Origin of the sequence: Streptomyces sp. WM6378 (assembly GCF_001279695.1) — a bacterium.
In the GTDB taxonomy this organism is placed as follows: Bacteria; Actinomycetota; Actinomycetes; order Streptomycetales; family Streptomycetaceae; genus Streptomyces.
In genome coordinates, this window is sequence record NZ_LGDD01000120.1 from 146279 (window position 1) to 163111 (window position 16833).

Below are 16833 nucleotides of genomic sequence, written 5' to 3' on the forward strand. Positions count from 1 at the left end.
AGATGATGGATCGTCAGACGCCGGTGTCGTGCGCCTCGTTCACGAGAATTCCGCTGCGTTCTTCTTCGTCACCACCTTCACCGGCACCTTCACCGCGCTCTCCGGCTTCTCGCCCCGGGCCGCCCGGACCGCGTTCCGCACGGCCATCCTGCCGAGTTCCGCCGGTTGCTGAGCCACCGACGCGTACAGCGTTCCCTCCCCAACTGCCTTGATTCCATCGGGAGTTCCGTCGAACCCGACGACAGCGACCGAGCTGCCCGCCCTGCCGCCCAGCGCCTTCACCGCGCCCAGCGCCATCTCGTCGTTCTCGGCGAAGACCCCGGTGATGTCGGGGTGGGACTGGAGGAGGTTGGTCATGACGTCCAGGCCCTTGGTGCGGTCGAAGTCGGCGGGCTGGCGGGCGGCGACCTCGATGCCCGGGTACGCCGTGAGGCCCTCGGCGAAACCCGCGCCGCGCTCCCGGCTCGCGGAGGTGCCCGCGGTGCCCTGGAGGATCACGATCTTCCCCTTGCCGCCGAGCTTCTCGGCGAGGGTCTGCGCGGCGAGCCTGCCGCCCGCCACGTTGTCGGAGGCGACCAGCGTCGCGGTCCGGGCCTTGTTGACCCCGCGGTCGGCGGCGACCACCGGGATGTCCGCCTGGTTGGCGCCGCGTACGGAAGGTCCGACCGCGTCCGAGTCCACCGGGTTGACGATGATCGACTTCATGCCGGAGCTGGTGAAGTTCTGTATCTGGTTGGCCTGTTGAGACGCGTCGTTCTGCGCGTCGGTGACGGTGAGGTCGATGCCCTCCGCCTTCGCCTCGGCCTGCGCGCCCGCCTTCATCTGTACGAAGAAGGGGTTGTTGAGGGTGGACAAGGACATGCCCAGTTTGGTGGTCGTCGTGCCGGACGCCCCCGGGTTCAGGAGGTACGCCGCACCGACGACGGCCGCCAGGCACACCGCGGCGACCGCGAGTCTCACCGCGCCGGGCCCCTTCCTGCCGGGCCCGGCCGTGCCGGAGGGGGCACCGGGCGTCGCGCCCGCCTTGCGGCGCAGGGTGTCGAGCAGGACCGCCAGCGCGATGACGACGCCGATGACGACCTGCTGCCAGAACGCCGACACGGAAAGGAGGTTGAGCCCGTTGCGCAGCACGGCGAGGATCAGCGCGCCGATCAGGGTGCCCGACGCCTTGCCGACGCCGCCCGACAGGCTGGCCCCGCCGATGACGACCGCGGCGATCGCGTCGAGCTCGTACCCCTGGGCCGCCTGCGGCTGCGCGGAGGCGAGCCGGGAGGCGAGGACGATGCCCGCGACGGCGGCGAACAGGCCGGACAGCGCGTAGATGACGAGCTTCTGCCGCCTCACGCGCAGGCCCGAGAGCCGCGCCGCCTCCTCGTTGCCGCCGATCGCGTACATCGAGCGTCCCATGTACGTACGGGACAGGACGAGCGCGGTGACGAGTCCGGCCGCGATCATGACGAGGACCGGGACCGGCAGCCAGCCGCCGAGCGTGTCGCCGAGGACCGACACCGAGTCGGGGAAGGCGATCGGGCTGCCCTGGGAGATCACCAGGGACAGGCCGCGGCCGACCGACAGCATCGCCAACGTGGCGATGAACGGCGGGAGTTTGCCGTACGAGACGAGCACGCCGTTGACGAGGCCGCAGGCGATGCCGGTAGCGACGGCCATCAGGACGGCGAGCCACACGGGCACGCCCTCGGACGTCGCCGACCAGCCCAGGACGGTCGCCGACAGCGCGGCCACCGAGCCGACCGACAGGTCGATGCCCGCCGACACGATGACGAAGGTGACGCCGAACGCGAGGATCGCGGTGACCGCGGCCTGCACGCCGACGTTCAGCAGGTTCTGCGTGGTGAGGAAGTCCCCGGAGAGCAGCGCCATCGCCGCGACCAGGACCACCAGGGCGCTCAGCGCCCCGTTGTCGAGCAGCAGGCGGCGCACGGTCGCGGCCCCGCTCGCGCCCGTACGGTTGTCGAGCGTGTCAGTGGCCACGGGAGCCCACCCCTTCTTCCTGGTCGTGCTGTGCGTTCGGTGCGGCGACGGCCAGCGCCATCACGGCGTCCTGGGTCGCCTCATGTGCGGGGAGTTCGCCGGCGATGCGGCCCTGGTTCATGACGAGGACCCGGTCGCTCATGCCGAGCACTTCGGGCAGATCGCTGGAGACCATCAGGACCGCGTGCCCGGTGGCCGTCAGCTCGTTGATGAGCTGGTAGATCTCGACCTTGGCGCCGACGTCGATGCCGCGGGTCGGCTCGTCGAGGATCAGCACCTTGGTATCGGCGAGCAGCCATTTGCCGATGACGACCTTCTGCTGGTTGCCGCCGGACAGAGTGCGGACCTGCTGGTCGAGCCCGGCCATGCGCACCCCGAGCTGTCCGGCGATGCGGGCGGCCGCCGTGCGCTGGCCCTTGAGGTCGACGAGCCCGGCGCGGCTGGCCGAGCGCAGGGTGACCAGGCCGAGGTTGTCCTGCACGGAGGCGTCGAGCACCAGGCCCTGCCCCTTGCGGTCCTCGGGCACGAGCCCGACCCCGGCGCCCATCGCGGCGTTCACATCACCCCGGGCGAGCCGTTCGCCGCGCACCTCGACGGTGCCCGCGTCGTAGCGGTCGGCGCCGAACACCGCGCGGGCCACCTCGGTGCGCCCGGCGCCGACGAGCCCGGCGAGGCCGACGACCTCCCCGGCCCGCACCTCGAAGCTGACGTCGTGGAAGACGCCGTGCCGGGTCAGGCCGTTCACCTGGAGCAACGGCCGCCCCGGGTCGGGGCGTTCGCGCGGGTACTGCTGCTCGATGCTGCGCCCCACCATCAGCCGTACGAGCTCGTCCTCGGGTGTCGAGGCGGGCACCTGGTCGATGCTGCGGCCGTCGCGCAGCACCGTGACCCGATCGCCGAGTGCCGCGATCTCTTCGAGGTGGTGGGTGATGAAGACGATGCCCACGCCGTCGTCGCGCAGGGTGCGCACGATCCGGAAGAGCTTGTCCACCTCTTCGGAGGTGAGCACGGCGGTCGGCTCGTCCATGATCAGTACGCGGGCGTCCAGGCTGAGCGCCTTGGCTATCTCCACCATCTGGAGCCGGGCGATGCCGAGTTCGCGCACTTTGGCGCGGGGCGAGACGTCCACGCCGACCCGCTTGAGCAGCTTCTCGGCGGCCGCTTCCATCGTCCGGCGGTCGATCATCCCGAAGCGCCGGGGCTGGCGGCCGAGGAAGATGTTCTCGGCGACGCTCAGCTCGGGCACCAGGTTGAACTCCTGGTAGATGGTGGCGATGCCGAGGCGTTCGGCGTCCTGTGCGCCGTGGATGCGTACCTCGCGGCCTTCGGCGAGGATGCGTCCGCCGTCGGGCCGGTGGGCGCCGGAGAGCATTTTGATGAGGGTGCTCTTGCCGGCGCCGTTCTCGCCGAGCAGGACGTGCACCTCGCCGCGCCGCAGATCGAAGTCGACCCCGTCGAGGGCGACGACACCGGGGAATGCTTTCCGGACCCCTTCGATACGCAGCAACTCGCCTGTATCGACGGCCGGTTGATCCTCTGCTGAGCTCACTGTCCCCTCCTCGGGTTCGGGGCGCTCTCGCCGCAGGAACGGCGTACGACGAGGGAGGCGGGGAGGGTGACGGACTGCGGGGTCCGGCCCTCGATGAGGTCGGCGAGCGCACGCACGGCGGCCCGGCCGAGCTCGCCGGTCGGCTGGGCGATCGCGGTGATGGGCGGGTCGGTGTGCACGAACCACGGGATGTCGTCGAAGGCGGCGAGCGCGATGTCGTCGCCGATGCGCAGCCCACGGGCGCGCAGGGCGTCGAGCGCGCCGAGCGTCATCAGGTTGTCGGCGGCGAAGACGGCGTCGGGCGGCTCGGGCAGGGCCAGGAACCGTTCGGCGGCCCGGCGCCCGCTGGCCGCCTGGAAGTCGCCCTGGCCCACGTAGTCGTCGGGGAGCGAGATGCCGTGCTCGCCGAGCGCCGCGCGGAACGCCTCGACACGCTCGCTGCCGGTGGTGGTGGCGGCCGGGCCCGCGATGATGGCGAGCCTGCGGCGGCCGAGCCGGTGCAGATGGGCGACCAGGTCACGAATGGCGGCGCGGCCGTCGGCGCGCACCACGGGGACGTCGATGCCGGGGATCCAGCGGTCGACGAAGACCATGGGGGTGCCGCCGCGGGCCGCCTCCAGCATGAGCGGGGAGCCGCCGTCGGTGGGCGAGACGAGCAGCCCGTCGATGCGGCGGTCCAGGAGGGTGCGGACGTGGTGGTCCTGGAGCTCGGGCCGCTCGTCGGCGTTGCCGATGATCACGCTGTAGCCGAGCGCCCGGGCCGCCTCCTCGACGGAGCGGGCGAGCTCGGTGAAGTACGGGTTCAGTACGTCGCTGATGACCAGGCCCAGCGTGCGCGTCTGGTCGGTGCGCAGCGAGCGGGCCACGGCGTTGGGCCGGTAGCCGAGCGTCTCGACGGCCGCGAGCACCCGGGCGCGGGCCGCCTCGCTGACCGACGGATGGCTGTTGAGCACCCGCGACACCGTGGCGACGGACACCCCCGCCTCGGCCGCGACATCCTTGATGCCCGCCATCGCCGGACCACCTCCTCGTGGAACCTGGACTCCCGGATTCCACGGACCACAGCCGGTCGTGGAATCGATTACACGCAGGCATTGGAATCGATTACACGGGGGTCGGGCAAGACCCGAAGGGGGTAGCGAGACCGGATCGTGACAGGAAACCCCCCGAGCGCTCCGAGCGGGTTGCATAAACATTCGCTTTGATGCATACTCTTCCCATGTCCAAGGTTCTCACCTCCCTGCCCGCCGGCGAGCGCGTCGGCATCGCCTTCTCCGGCGGACTCGACACCTCCGTCGCGGTCGCGTGGATGCGCGACAAGGGCGCCGTCCCGTGCACCTACACCGCCGACATCGGCCAGTACGACGAGCCCGACATCGCGTCGGTGCCCGGCCGCGCGAAGGCCTACGGTGCCGAGATCGCCCGCCTGGTCGACTGCCGTGCGGCGCTGGTCGAGGAGGGCCTGGCCGCGCTCGCGTGCGGCGCGTTCCACATCCGCTCGGGCGGTCGCGCCTACTTCAACACCACCCCGCTGGGCCGCGCCGTCACCGGCACGCTCCTGGTGCGGGCGATGCTGGAGGACAACGTCCAGATCTGGGGCGACGGCTCGACCTTCAAGGGCAACGACATCGAGCGGTTCTACCGGTACGGCCTGCTCGCCAACCCGCACCTGCGGATCTACAAGCCCTGGCTGGACGCGGACTTCGTGACCGAGCTCGGCGGCCGCAAGGAGATGTCGGAGTGGCTGCTCGCCCACGACCTGCCGTACCGGGACAGCACGGAGAAGGCGTACTCCACCGACGCCAACATCTGGGGCGCCACCCACGAGGCCAAGACGCTTGAGCACCTGGACACGGGTGTCGAGACCGTCGAGCCGATCATGGGCGTGCGGTTCTGGGACCCGTCGGTCGAGATCGACACCGAGGACGTGACGATCGGCTTCGCCCAGGGCCGCCCGGTGACGATCAACGGCAAGGAGTTCGCCTCCCCGGTCGACCTGGTGATGGAGGCGAACGCGATCGGCGGCCGCCACGGCATGGGCATGTCCGACCAGATCGAGAACCGGATCATCGAGGCGAAGAGCCGCGGCATCTACGAGGCCCCCGGCATGGCGCTGCTGCACGCGGCGTACGAGCGGCTCGTGAACGCGATCCACAACGAGGACACCCTCGCGCAGTACTACAACGAGGGCCGGCGTCTCGGGCGGCTCATGTACGAGGGCCGGTGGCTGGACCCGCAGGCGCTGATGGTCCGCGAGTCGCTCCAGCGCTGGGTCGGCTCGGCCGTGACCGGCGAGGTGACCCTGCGGCTGCGGCGCGGCGAGGACTACTCGATCCTCAACACCACGGGCCCCGCCTTCAGTTACCACCCGGACAAGCTCTCGATGGAGCGCACCGAGGACTCGGCGTTCGGTCCCGTGGACCGGATCGGCCAGCTCACCATGCGCAACCTCGACATCGCCGACTCGCGCGCCCGCCTTGAGCAGTACGCCGGTCTCGGCATCGTCGGCACCGCGCACCCGGAGCTGATCGGCGCCGCGCAGGCGGCGGCGACCGGCCTCATCGGAGCCATGCCGGAGGGCGGCGCGGAGGTCATCGCCTCGCGCGGCGAGGTCTCCGAGGCCGACGAGCTCCTGGACCGGGCGGCGATGGAGTCCGGCACGGACTAGCACTCCGCGGGAAGGGGAGTTCTTCGTCCGCGGGCCGGTCGGGGCTGATCGCACCGTTCCCCGCGCCCCTTTCGGGTCGCGCCCGCCGCACCGGACTTCGCCAAGAACACTTGGACGGCACTGCGTCTCGGTCCGCTCCCCGCACTCCTCGCGGGGAGCGGACCGACGTGTTTCAGTCGTCCAGCAGCAGCCGCCGGGCGGTGAGGGCGAGCCGGACTCTCAACAACCCGGTGGGCTCGGTGAGTTCGATGCCCAGGGTCTTCCCGATCTGCTCCAGCCGGCGGGCGACGCTGCTGTGGTGCAGATGGAGCAGGTCGGCGGCCCTGCGCAGGGAGCCGGTGGCGCAGTACGCGTCCAGCGTCTCCAGATCCTCCGGGTGGCCGGCGAGGCGCGCGATCGCGGCCACGTCGGCGTTGTCCCGCGAGACGCCCTGCGGTACCTCGGCAAGGAGCGCAAGCGCCCCCAACTCGCCGTAATGGACTACGGGTTCGCGCACGGTGGTGAAGCGCAGTGCGGTACGCGCCTGGCACCACGACCGGTCGGGGCTCTCGGCGGCGCCGATGCCCGCGCGCACGCCTGCCGGAAGCCGGGCCGCGTCCACGCTCGCGGCCAGGACGACGCCCACGTCGCCGAGCGGTGCCGCCTTCACCGGACGCGCGGGGCAGAGCAGCGCGCCGATCTTGTCGAGCGGAAGGCGCGAGCGTACGGCGACGACGCGGACCGGCACCTCGGCGGCGAAGCCAAGCAACCTCAGGGCCCGGGCGCGGGCCGCCTCCTCGCTGTCCGAGCTGACGACGAGTTCGACGAGGGCGGGGTCGGCCATGGTGGTGCGGGCCGGTCCGTACCGCTCGACGGCCGCCGCGACGGCGATGGAGAGCCGTTCGAGCACCATGTCGTCGAGCGGTCCCGTCGCGCCGGCCCGCTCCAGCCACACCGCGCCGATCTCCTCCTCGTCGAGGATGATCGGCGCCGTGCTGGACGGAGGCGGCGGCGGGGCGGACGCCGCCGTTCCGTCGGGCGCGAAGCGGACCGCCCTCCCGGTGCCGTGCAGCCGGATCCCGGCCACGCATTCGGCCAGGCCCGCCGAGGCCCGGGCGAGCCCCGGGAGATCGACGCGTCGGCGCATGAGCGTGTCGTAGAACATGACGACGCGGATGGCGCCTTCCGCCGCGGAATCCACCTGCGACAGCCGTATGACCAGTGCCTCCATGACACCTCCCCCACAGGAGGGTAAGCGCCGAACGGCGCGCGATGCGGGCCCGATGCCCGACGCCCGGCGGATGCTCCGGGCGGCCGGGCGGACCGAGGATGGTCCGCATGGACCACAAACTCGACCCCGAACTCGAAGCATTCATCTCGCTGTTCCCCCGCGCCGACCTGACCGACCCGGTCAAGGAGCGGGGGAACTTCGCCGCGTTGGCCGCCTCGGTACCGGCACCGGACACCTCGAACCTGGACGTCGAGGACCTCATGGTGCCCGCCGCTCCCGAGGTGCCCGTACGGATCTACCGCCCGCGCCAGGCGCAGGGCACCATCATCTGGCTGCACGGCGGCGGATTCGTCATGGGCGACGTGGAGACCGAGCACCCGTGGGCCGCCCGCATCGCCGAGGCCTCCGGCGCGGTGGTGATCTCGGTGGGCTACCGCCTGGCCCCCGAGAACCCGTTCCCGGCCGCGCCGGACGACGCCTACGCCGTACTGACCTGGGCGGCCGGGCACGCGGCCGAACTCGGCATCGACCCGGACCGGATCGCGGTGGGCGGCCACAGCGCGGGCGGCGGCCTCGCGGCCGCGATCGCACTGCGGGCCCGTGACGAACAGGGCCCGCGGATCCACTTCCAACTGCTCAACCAGCCGGGCCTGGACGATCGCCAACAGACCTGGTCTGCACGGGAGTTCACCGATACGCCCTGGATGACCCGCGACAAGATCACCGCATCGTGGCGCCACTACCTGGGCTCCACACCGGCCTCCCCGTACGCCGCCCCCGCCCGCGCCACCGACCTCTCCGGCCTGCCGCCCGCGTACATCGCCACCGCGGAGTACTGCCCGAACCGCGACGAGGACATCGCCTACGCGCTGCGCCTGTTGCAGTCGGGGGTGTCGGTCGAACTGCACCAGTGGGCCGGCACGTTCCACGGCTCGCAGGCGCTCCTGCCGGCTGAGGTGTCACAGCGTCAGATAGCCGAATTGGGCGCGGTGTTGTGCCGAGCCCTGGCCAAGTGACACGAACCGCAGACCCGAACCGCAGCGTCGAAGGAAGGACACATGGGAATGACCGACACCGCCATCACGCCCCCGATAGACCTCTTCGCCCGCTTCATCCACCTCGGCAACGGCGGCCAAGTGCGCCCGAAACCACAGGAGTTCAGGGATTCTGGTAGCGACGGCTGGCACATGATGACCTTCCACGTGGAGACCGACGCCGACGTCCACGCCGACCACTGGGAAGTACACCCGGAGGCGGAGGAACTGGTCACCTGCCTCACCGGCGGAATACGCCTCTACTTCCGCCCCGAGCGGCACGGCAAGGAGGAGGAAGAGGTCAAGCTGGCGGCGGGCACCGCGGTCATCGTGCCGCGAGGCCGCTGGCACCGCATCGAACTCGACGCCCCGAGCGACATGATGTCCGTCACGGTGCGGGGCGGGAGCCGGCTGGAGAGGCGGGGCGAGGCATAAGCCGCGACGGGGGCGGACGCAGGTGTTGCCCTGCGTCCGCGCGGCCCTGCTGGAGACGGAGGCCGTGACCAGGTCAGCCCGCCGTGCCGGTGTCCGCCTCCGCCGCACACACAGAGGCCCCCGTCCGGCCCGAAGGCCGGCCAGGGGCCGGGCATGCGTCCAGAGGTCAGGGTCGGCGGCGGTACAAAGTGCTCTACCGAACTGAGCTACACCGGCCGAAGCCTGCGACGGGACTCGAACCCGCGACATCTCGATTAATAGTCGAAGTAACCGCTGCCTGCGCACCTGGACGAGACCCACCGTAGCTCGCACGTGGTGACACCGGCACGTGAATAAAAGCTCCGCCACCCAAAGGAGGCCGGGCCAAGTCGTACCGGCCTCGGGGCTCTGGCCGCCGTGGTCCAGGGCCCCGAGGATCCGAGCACACCCACCCGGACGAGCAACTCCGTCCCCTGGCAAGGAGGTTGCTGGCTGCGAGTCGGTCCCCCGCATCACCCGGAGCTCGGTGAGGACGACGCATGGGGCTCCACGACCGGGATGTTGTACACGTGCTTCGGAGTCACGATCTTGGTGATCGCCTGGCCGAAGAGGGTGCTTGGCTCATTCTCGTTGTGCAGGATGTCCGTGTTGAGGACCAGGGTCACCGTGGCCTTCGCCTCGGGGAGGTACATCGTCAGGGCCTCGTACCCGGGCAGCGACCCGTTGTGTCCGATCCAGCCCTGGATGTTGAAGATGCCCAGACCGTAACCGGCGCCCGGAATCGCCGTCGGGTTGGTCTTGAGGCGCTCGGCCTGCGTCTTGTGCGACAGCAGGGTGCCGGTGGCGAGGGTGGTGGCCCAGCTCTTCAGGTCGGACAGGTCGGAGATCATCGCTCCGGCCGCCCAGCCCCAGGAGGGGTCCCAGTTGGTGGATTCCTCGACCTTTCCGGAGGGGGTCTGGTTGGTGTAGCCCTGGGGGTGCGGGCTGGGGAACGCCGCGTTCGTCGGGAAACTGGTGTGGGTCAGCCCGGCCGGCTTCACGACCTTCTGCTCGATGAACTGGTTGAGCGGCATGCCGCCCGCCTTCTCCACGACGAGCCCGAGCAGGATCAGGTTGGTGTTGCAGTAGAGGAACTCCTTGCCCGGCTGGAACAGGACCGGGTGTTTGAAGGAGTAGTCCAGCAACTGCTGCGGTGTGAAGGGCTTCGTCGGGTTGGACTCCAGCGCCTTGACGAAGCCGTCGTCCGCCGAGTAGTTGAACAACCCGCTCCGCATCTCGGCGAGTTGACGCAGGGTGATCTTGTCGCCGTTGGGGACGCCCGGGATGTACTTGCCGATCGGATCGTCGAGGCCCACCTTGCCCTGGTCGACCAGTTCGAGCAGCGCGGTCACGGTGAAGGTCTTGGTGATGCTGCCGATGCGCGTGTACATGTCCGGCTTCATCGGGGCGCCCGTGGCCTTGTCGGCGACGCCGAAGCTCTTGACGTAGCTCCCCTTGCCGGGTGCCGAGAGACTGACACTCACGCCGGGGACACCCGTCTCTTTCATGACCTGCTTGATGGCAGTGTCGAGCTTCGCGGCGACGGCCGGGCTGAGCTGGGCGAAGTCGCCGTTGCTGTCACTCGATGCCGACGCGGAGGGGGACGGGGACACTGTGGCTCCGTACGCGGTGCCCGTGACGGCAGGGACGGTCAGCAGAGCGGCCGCGGCGGCCCCCACACCCGCTCTGCGCCACTGGATCTGTGAATACCTCACGGGCAGGCCTCCTGCCGGACGAGGAACATCCGGACATCGACATCCGGACGATGACATCACTCGCTTCCCACGCTAGGCCCGCCGAGCCGCCCCCGCATGGCGGCGCCCGGGTTGCGGGAGCCGCTGGACCGTGCATACGCGCAGGCAGAACAGGCTGGTGCCGTACACAGCCGGAGGACTCCGTCCCCCGCGGCACCCAAGGGCTAGCCTCACCCCATGAACGCCATGGAGAAACCCTGGGACCCTTCGGCCGAAGGCGTCTTACAACTGCCGTCGGGACTGCTCGTACGCGGCCGGGGCCTGCGAAAGCCCCTCCCGCCCGGCCCGAAGCCGGAGTTCGCCCTCCACCTGCGCGGCCGCCGACCCGCCCCGGTCGAGTGGGAGCACCAGTGGCTCCGCTGGCCGGACTTCTGGCTGCCGACCGACCGGCCCGCCTTCGCGCAGGCACTGCGCACCCTGCTGGCCCGCGCCAAGAACGAGCGCGTGGAAGTGGCCTGCGGAGGCGGCTTCGGCCGCACGGGAACGGCTCTGGCCTGCCTGGCTGTCCTGGACGGCGTCCCCAACGCGGACGCGGTCGCCTACGTACGGCAGCGCTATTCGCACCGCGCGGTCGAAACGCCTTGGCAGCGGCGGTTCGTTGCGAGGCTCGGGTAGGGGTCGGCCCCGGGGTCAGGAGCCGAAGCGCCGCTGCCGGGCGGCGAAACTGCGGACGGCGCGGAGGAAGTCGATCTCCCGGAAGGCGGGCCAGTTCGTGTCGCAGAAGTAGAGCTCCGAATAGGCGCTCTGCCACAGCAGGAAGTTGGACATCCGCTGCTCACCGCTGGTGCGGATGACGAGGTCCGGGTCAGGTTGGCCTGCAGTGTACAAGTGACGCGTGAGGTCGTCCGCGCTCAGGGCATCGGCGACCTCGTCGAGGGTGCGGCCGACCGCGGCCTGTTCGTACAACAAGTCCCGTATGGCGTCGATGACTTCCTGTCGACCTCCGTAACCGATGGCCAGGGTCAAGTGCGCGCCGGTAATGCACTCCCTCGTGGCCTCCACCGCCTGCTTGAGGGCGTGCGCCGTGGAGTCGGGCAGGAGGTCGAGGGAGCCGGCGATGTGCAACTGCCAGCGGGCGTCGGGGCGGGCAAGGTTCTCGGCCGCCACGGTCTCGATGACCTGCATGAGGAAGGCGACCTCGGCTTCGCTGCGGCCGGTGAGGTTCTCGGTGGAGCAGACGAACACGCTGACGTGCCTGATTCCCAGGAGTTCGCACCACGACAGCACTTCCTCGACATGGTCGGCCCCGTGCTTGTGCCCCAGGCCCGGGTGCGCCAGGCCCATCTGGCGTGCCCAGCGCCGGTTGCCGTCCATGATCAGACCGATGTGCCGGGGCAACGGCCCGGCAGCGACCTGTTTGCGCAACTTCCCGGCGTAGAGGGCGTAGAGGGGCCCGGAAAGTTTCAAAGGTTTCATGGCGTCCTTTCGCATGACCGGCGCGCGGCGGTCGGCTGGGTGCGCGAGGGCCAGGCCGCTTCGCGCAGCTCCATGTGGCGAGTTCGCCGCCATCCGGCCCCTCGGGCATACTACGAGGCAATTAACACGCGACGCGTGTCATTTCAGCGTTCAGCCCGAGGGAGCAACCAGAAATGCAGACGACCGACGCCCAGTTGCTCGTCCTCTGCGTGCTCGCACGCGGCCCTCTGCACGGTTACGCCATCAACACCGCCGTCGAGGAACTGACCGGACAGCGCCTGGGGCGAGGCAGCCTCTCCAGCGCCCTGACCCGGCTGGAGGGCAAGGAGCTGATCGAGCCGCTCCCCGCCCGAGGCAGGCAGCGTCCACTGCAACTGACCTCGGTGGGCCGCCAACTCCTTGAGCAGGAGCTGGAGTTCACGGCTCGTATCACCCGACGCATGTTCGAGTCGGCCGTGCCCGACAGGGCCGACTACCAGGAGCGGCTGGCGGCGACCGACACCGCCCGCGCCTACAAGAACGTCATGCTCCGGGCACTGGCCGCTCTCCCCGGACAGACCGTTCTGGACCTCGGCTGCGGCCCCGGGGGCGACCTGGAGACCCTGGCCGAGGCAGTCACCTCTTCGGGCCGCGCACTCGGCGTCGACCGCGACGCCCACATGGTGAAGCGCGCACGCACCCGCCTGGCCGAGCGCTCCCAGGTTTGCGTCCTGCAAGCAGACGTGCACGCGCTCCCCGCCGGGGACGCGAGCGTCGACCGCGCCTGGACCGACCGGACCCTCCAGCATGTGGCCGACCCCGACGGGGTGCTGGCCGAAGTCCACCGCGTGCTGCGCCCGGGCGGGCGGCTGGTCATGGCTGAACCCGACTGGGAGTCCCTCGTCTTCGACCACCCCGATCCGGACGCCTCGCGCGCCTACACCCGCCACCTCGTGGGCCGAATGGTCCGCAACGCCCTCATCGGACGCCAGCTCCCCCGGCGCGCCGCACGAGCCGGGTTCGACGTCGGCGAGGTCGTTCCCGTCACCTCCGTACTGCGGGACGCACGCGAAGCCGACCAGATCCTGGGCTTGCGGCGCAACGCCCAGCGAGCGGCGAAGGCCGGTTACCTCACCGCCGCATCGGCGCAGGGGTGGTTGGACGCACTCGCCCATGAGCCCTTCCTCGCGACGGTCACGTTGTACGTGGTGGTCGCCGACCGGCCTGCCCGGGCCCTGTCCGGCGGAGACGTATGACACGGACCCCTTGCCACAGCGCGTAATAATCAACAGGCTAGGGCAGTCCTTACTGTCGCCCATGAAACGGACCCTGCAGTGGCCTACCTGTTGCCGGAGCCAGGACCCCAACGCACCCTCGCCGCCTCGAACTTCGTCTACACCGTCGGCAGCGGTCTCTATCTGACCGCCGGGGTGCTCTACTTCACGCACGACCGTCACCTGCCGGCAGCCCAGGTGGGTCTCGGGCTCGGCATCGCAGGCCTCCTGTCGCTCGGGGTGGGCATCGCCGTGGGGCACCTCGCGGATCGGCTCGGCGCGCGCGGGGTGTATGCGACAGCCCTTGTCGTGCAGGCACTGGCCACCGCCGGCTTCGTACTCGCGCACGGCTTCTGGCCGTTCGTGCTCGCGGTGTCCGTGGCCACGGGAGCGAAGGGGGCGGGAAATGCCGCGCGGGGTCCGCTCATCCGGCACCACGGCGGGGACCGGCCCCAGGCATTCCGTGCCTATCTGCGCGCCGTGACCAACATCGGCATCTCGCTGGGAGCCGTACTGGCGGGGTGGGCCGTACAGGTCGGCACCCACAGCGCCTACCGGGTCCTCGTCCTCGGCAACGCCCTGGCCTTCGCGGCATCCGCGGCGGTCCTGCTGCTCCTGCCGCCGGTCGCACCGGAGCCCGCCGCGGGCGGGCCACGCTGGGCAGCCCTGCGAGACCGGCCCTACCTCGCGCTCACCTTCCTCGACGGGGTCATGGCGATCCAGTTCAAGGTGCTCACGGTGGCCATCCCGCTCTGGCTGGTCGCCGCCACCACGGCCCCGCACTGGCTCATCTCGGGCACCATGCTGCTCAACACCGTCATCGTCATCGCGTTCCAGATGCGCGCGAGCCGCGACGTCGACACCCCGGCCGCCGGCGCACTCGCATACCGCCGCTCAGGCGTCGCCTTCCTCCTGTCCTGCGCACTCATCTCGCTGTCCGCCGGGATACCGGCCTGGGCGGCCGCAACTCTCCTTCTGGCGGCGGTAGTCGTCCACACGATCGGTGAACTGTGGCACGCCGCCGCGGGCTTCGAAGTCTCCTTCGCCCTCGCCCCCAAACACGCCACCGGTCAGTACCTCGGCGTCTTCGGACTCGGCACGGGCCTGGCCGAAGCCGCCGGTCCGACCCTGCTGATCGCCCTGTGCATCAGCTGGGGCCGACCCGGCTGGTACGTCGTCGGGGCGCTGTTCGCCCTCGCCGGCCTCGCGGCACCCCTCATCGTGAGGTGGGCACAGCGACACCAGCCGCCCGCCCCGCAGGCGCTCGCGAAAACCGCCGGGACACAGTCAGCCGCGATCTGAGGAGCCCCCCCCCCCAACGCGCCCCCTCACCTCCGGGTGCAATTCCGACTCCCGAGGGCAAAGGCACACCTTCCCCGCCCGATCGACGGACGATGTAACCCACCATCGAGTTACTTAGGTTAGCCTCACCTCTCATGAATCTCGTTCACCTGGCCGCCTCGGCCGGCTACACCACGCCCCCGCTCTGGCGGATTCTCACGAAATCGGGCTATTTCGCAGGCTTGTCCGGGGCCATCGGCGCCACAGTGACGTACGCGGCGACAGTCCGCCCGGCACTGCGCGCGCCGGGGAACGAGCAAGGTGACATCGACGTGCTGCGTCGGCGGTCGGCGACTTACCTGGCGTGGGCCGGGGTCGTGCTGCTGGTGACCGGGTACCTCCAGCTCGCCGGCCGCGTGGCCCGGGCCGGGAAGGGCATGCCGTTCGGCGAGGCGCTCGCGCCCGGGAACATCTGGGACTTCCTGCGCGCACCCGCGACGAAGGGCGCATGGGTGGCCCAGGGAACGATCTACATCGTGCAGAACGTGGTCCTGGTAGTGGCGGCCGCGACACTGATCGCGCTCTTCCTCCCCCGCGCTCGAAGACACCTCGACCTCCTCGCTCTCACCGCCCTCCCCCTCTCGCTGGCGGTGTCGCTCGTCGCGGCCGTACCCGCCACCGTGCCCAAGGACGCGGAGAAGGCGATCGACCTCGTATGCGACCAGGTCCACATCGTGAGCGGCACGGTGTGGATCGGCGGCCTGGTGATCCTCGCCGTGCTCGCCACGGCCCGCGGCCGCCTCAGCGAGAGCGCCGGCGCCCTGTGGGCAGACCTGTGGCGCCGCTTCAGCCTCGTGGCCCTGATCTGCGTCGGCGCCGTGCTCACCTCCGGACTGTGGATGAGCTGGAAGCACGTCGGCGGCATCGGGCAGCTGTGGAACACGAGTTACGGTCTCTTCCTGCTCATCAAGATCGCGTTGGTGCTCGGCATGGTCACGGCCGGAGGCGTCAACCAGTTCTGGCTGATGCCCCGCATCGCCCAGGCCCGTCGCGCCGACGCCAAGGCACCCCTCCTGCACCTGACGCTGCGTCACTTCCCCAAGGTCGTATGGGCCGAGGTCGCCCTGGGAATCGCCGTCCTGGCCGTGATCCCCTTCCTCAGCGGATCGGCCCGCTCGGAGGCGGGCAGCGCGCCGGCCGTCACGAGCGGCAGCATCATCACGGTGGGCGCCGCCCTGGTCCTCACGCTCGCGGCGTCCCTCTACATCACGGCTAGGACGTCGGACGCCCTGGCCCGGCGCGGAGACCCGGCTGTGGCCTGATCCCGTACGCGGGTGGTTGAACACCTGATGGGGCCGACCGCCAGAAGGGACGGCCGGCCCCACGGAGTCGGGTGCAGAGCGGTGGAGTTGGTGCGGTTCCGCCGGGTACGGCCCGTCGCGCTCAGAGAAGCCCCAGATCGCGGAGTTCCTTGTGCAGGTCGGTGCGGCCCGAGTCCAGCGGAGGGGCGGGGCGCCCCGCGCCCGACACGGCGGTGGGACGGCGACCGTCACGCAGCAGATAGGCACCGACCATGCCGCCGACCAACCCACCAAGGTGCGCCAGCCAGCTGACGCCGGGCGTGCCGGGGACGGCGACCGTCACCATGTACGCGAAGGACGCCGCCATCACCAGGCCGATGAGCGTGTCGACGAGCCGCCGGTCGAACAGGCCGCGCAGCACCACGTATCCGAAGTAGCCGAAGATCACTCCGCTGGCGCCCACCACGAGGGTGTCGCTGCCCTGGAAGAGCCAGACGGCGAGGCCGCTGGTCACCGCGACGAGCAGGGTCAGCCACAGGAAGCGGACGACACCGCGGTACGCCGCCAGGAACCCGAAGACGAACAGGGGCCCGGAATTGGCCTCGATGTGGTCCCAGCCGAAGTGCAGGAACGGTGCGGCCAGGATGGCTCCCAGCCGGCTCGGGTCGTGCGGGACGACTCCGAAGTCCATATCCAGGCGGTAGTCCGACAGCCAGTTGACGAGTTGCAGGGCCCAGACGGCCACCATGAATCCGAACATGACGAAGAACGCCTTGCGCGCCTCCGCGATCATCTCCTCGGCGCTCCGCTGCCCCGTCCGATCCCACCCCTGCAGCAGCCTGCCCACCGAATGCGCCCCCTTGTGACCCACCGCTCGAACACTTAGAGAAGCATGGTAAACCCGCATGAAATGCCGCATGAA

The 16833-nt window shown here is 70.3% G+C and carries 14 protein-coding genes and 1 tRNA gene; 7 read left to right on the forward strand and 8 right to left on the reverse strand.

The annotated features are described in order from the left end of the window. Positions 1–39: 39 nt before the first annotated feature. From ADK54_RS12535 to ADK54_RS12545, 3 genes are read right to left on the reverse strand one after another with little or no spacing between them, the layout of a single operon-like run. A complete protein-coding gene (locus tag ADK54_RS12535) occupies positions 40–1992 on the reverse strand; it encodes a substrate-binding domain-containing protein (RefSeq protein WP_053725663.1) in 1953 nt (650 codons plus the stop codon). After that, positions 1982–3541 (reverse strand): sugar ABC transporter ATP-binding protein, encoded by a 1560-nt coding sequence (locus ADK54_RS12540; RefSeq protein ID WP_053725664.1) that lies wholly within the window; start codon positions 3539–3541, stop codon positions 1982–1984. The genes ADK54_RS12535 and ADK54_RS12540 overlap by 11 nt, the downstream gene beginning before the upstream one ends. Beyond that, positions 3538–4554, reverse strand: coding sequence for a LacI family DNA-binding transcriptional regulator (locus ADK54_RS12545; RefSeq protein ID WP_053725665.1), 1017 nt, complete (start codon positions 4552–4554; stop codon positions 3538–3540). Before ADK54_RS12545 ends, ADK54_RS12540 begins: the two co-directional genes overlap by 4 nt. A gap of 206 nt (positions 4555–4760) precedes the next feature. Here ADK54_RS12545 and argG point away from each other — a divergent pair, with 206 nt between their 5' ends. After that, positions 4761–6209, forward strand: coding sequence for an argininosuccinate synthase (gene argG, locus ADK54_RS12550; protein WP_053725666.1), 1449 nt, complete (start codon positions 4761–4763; stop codon positions 6207–6209). Positions 6210–6381: 172 nt separating this feature from the next. On the opposite strand, the gene ADK54_RS12555 is transcribed toward argG, so the two are convergent. Next, positions 6382–7419 carry a helix-turn-helix domain-containing protein gene (locus ADK54_RS12555; protein ID WP_053725667.1) on the reverse strand — a complete coding sequence of 346 codons (1038 nt, stop codon included), beginning with the start codon at positions 7417–7419 and terminating at the stop codon, positions 6382–6384. Between the two features lie 107 nt (positions 7420–7526). Here ADK54_RS12555 and ADK54_RS12560 point away from each other — a divergent pair, with 107 nt between their 5' ends. Then, positions 7527–8435 carry an alpha/beta hydrolase gene (locus tag ADK54_RS12560; protein ID WP_199826935.1) on the forward strand — a complete coding sequence of 303 codons (909 nt, stop codon included), beginning with the start codon at positions 7527–7529 and terminating at the stop codon, positions 8433–8435. A 48-nt stretch (positions 8436–8483) separates the two neighbouring features. Next, positions 8484–8888 (forward strand): cupin domain-containing protein, encoded by a 405-nt coding sequence (locus ADK54_RS12565; protein WP_053725669.1) that lies wholly within the window; start codon positions 8484–8486, stop codon positions 8886–8888. A gap of 222 nt (positions 8889–9110) precedes the next feature. Here ADK54_RS12565 and ADK54_RS45885 read toward each other — a convergent pair. Then, positions 9111–9174: transfer RNA gene (locus ADK54_RS45885), tRNA-OTHER, on the reverse strand. Between the two features lie 205 nt (positions 9175–9379). Continuing rightward, positions 9380–10621: a serine hydrolase domain-containing protein gene (locus ADK54_RS12570; protein WP_053725670.1), complete on the reverse strand. Its 1242-nt coding sequence runs from the start codon at positions 10619–10621 to the stop codon at positions 9380–9382. A 225-nt stretch (positions 10622–10846) separates the two neighbouring features. Between ADK54_RS12570 and ADK54_RS12575 the strand changes: the two genes are divergently transcribed. Next, positions 10847–11275 carry a protein-tyrosine phosphatase family protein gene (locus ADK54_RS12575; protein WP_053725671.1) on the forward strand — a complete coding sequence of 143 codons (429 nt, stop codon included), beginning with the start codon at positions 10847–10849 and terminating at the stop codon, positions 11273–11275. A 15-nt stretch (positions 11276–11290) separates the two neighbouring features. Here ADK54_RS12575 and uppS read toward each other — a convergent pair whose 3' ends face one another. Beyond that, positions 11291–12076, reverse strand: a complete 786-nt coding sequence (gene uppS, locus ADK54_RS12580) for a polyprenyl diphosphate synthase (RefSeq protein ID WP_053725672.1) — start codon at positions 12074–12076, stop codon at positions 11291–11293. A gap of 173 nt (positions 12077–12249) precedes the next feature. Between uppS and ADK54_RS12585 the strand changes: the two genes are divergently transcribed. From ADK54_RS12585 to ADK54_RS12595, 3 genes are all read left to right on the forward strand, one after another. Further along, positions 12250–13311 carry a methyltransferase domain-containing protein gene (locus ADK54_RS12585; protein WP_053725673.1) on the forward strand — a complete coding sequence of 354 codons (1062 nt, stop codon included), beginning with the start codon at positions 12250–12252 and terminating at the stop codon, positions 13309–13311. Between the two features lie 78 nt (positions 13312–13389). Then, positions 13390–14631, forward strand: coding sequence for an MFS transporter (locus tag ADK54_RS12590; protein WP_053725674.1), 1242 nt, complete (start codon positions 13390–13392; stop codon positions 14629–14631). A 134-nt stretch (positions 14632–14765) separates the two neighbouring features. Beyond that, positions 14766–15932 (forward strand): copper resistance D family protein, encoded by a 1167-nt coding sequence (locus ADK54_RS12595; protein WP_053725675.1) that lies wholly within the window; start codon positions 14766–14768, stop codon positions 15930–15932. 121 nt (positions 15933–16053) lie between these two features. On the opposite strand, the gene ADK54_RS12600 is transcribed toward ADK54_RS12595, so the two are convergent. Then, positions 16054–16758: a rhomboid family intramembrane serine protease gene (locus ADK54_RS12600; protein WP_234392027.1), complete on the reverse strand. Its 705-nt coding sequence runs from the start codon at positions 16756–16758 to the stop codon at positions 16054–16056. Between the last annotated feature and the right edge of the window lie 75 nt (positions 16759–16833).

Excerpts from the sequence above, each read along its gene's own strand:
- ADK54_RS12545 (WP_053725665.1), bottom strand. The coding sequence starts at position 4,554 with ATGGCGGGCATCAAGGATGTCGCGGCCGAGGCGGGGGTGTCCGTCGCC.
- argG (WP_053725666.1), top strand. The coding sequence starts at position 4,761 with ATGTCCAAGGTTCTCACCTCCCTGCCCGCCGGCGAGCGCGTCGGCATC.
- ADK54_RS12555 (WP_053725667.1), bottom strand. The coding sequence starts at position 7,419 with ATGGAGGCACTGGTCATACGGCTGTCGCAGGTGGATTCCGCGGCGGAA.
- ADK54_RS12560 (WP_199826935.1), top strand. The coding sequence starts at position 7,527 with ATGGACCACAAACTCGACCCCGAACTCGAAGCATTCATCTCGCTGTTC.
- ADK54_RS12565 (WP_053725669.1), top strand. The coding sequence starts at position 8,484 with ATGACCGACACCGCCATCACGCCCCCGATAGACCTCTTCGCCCGCTTC.
- ADK54_RS12575 (WP_053725671.1), top strand. The coding sequence starts at position 10,847 with ATGGAGAAACCCTGGGACCCTTCGGCCGAAGGCGTCTTACAACTGCCG.
- uppS (WP_053725672.1), bottom strand. The coding sequence starts at position 12,076 with ATGAAACCTTTGAAACTTTCCGGGCCCCTCTACGCCCTCTACGCCGGG.
- ADK54_RS12585 (WP_053725673.1), top strand. The coding sequence starts at position 12,250 with ATGCAGACGACCGACGCCCAGTTGCTCGTCCTCTGCGTGCTCGCACGC.
- ADK54_RS12595 (WP_053725675.1), top strand. The coding sequence starts at position 14,766 with ATGAATCTCGTTCACCTGGCCGCCTCGGCCGGCTACACCACGCCCCCG.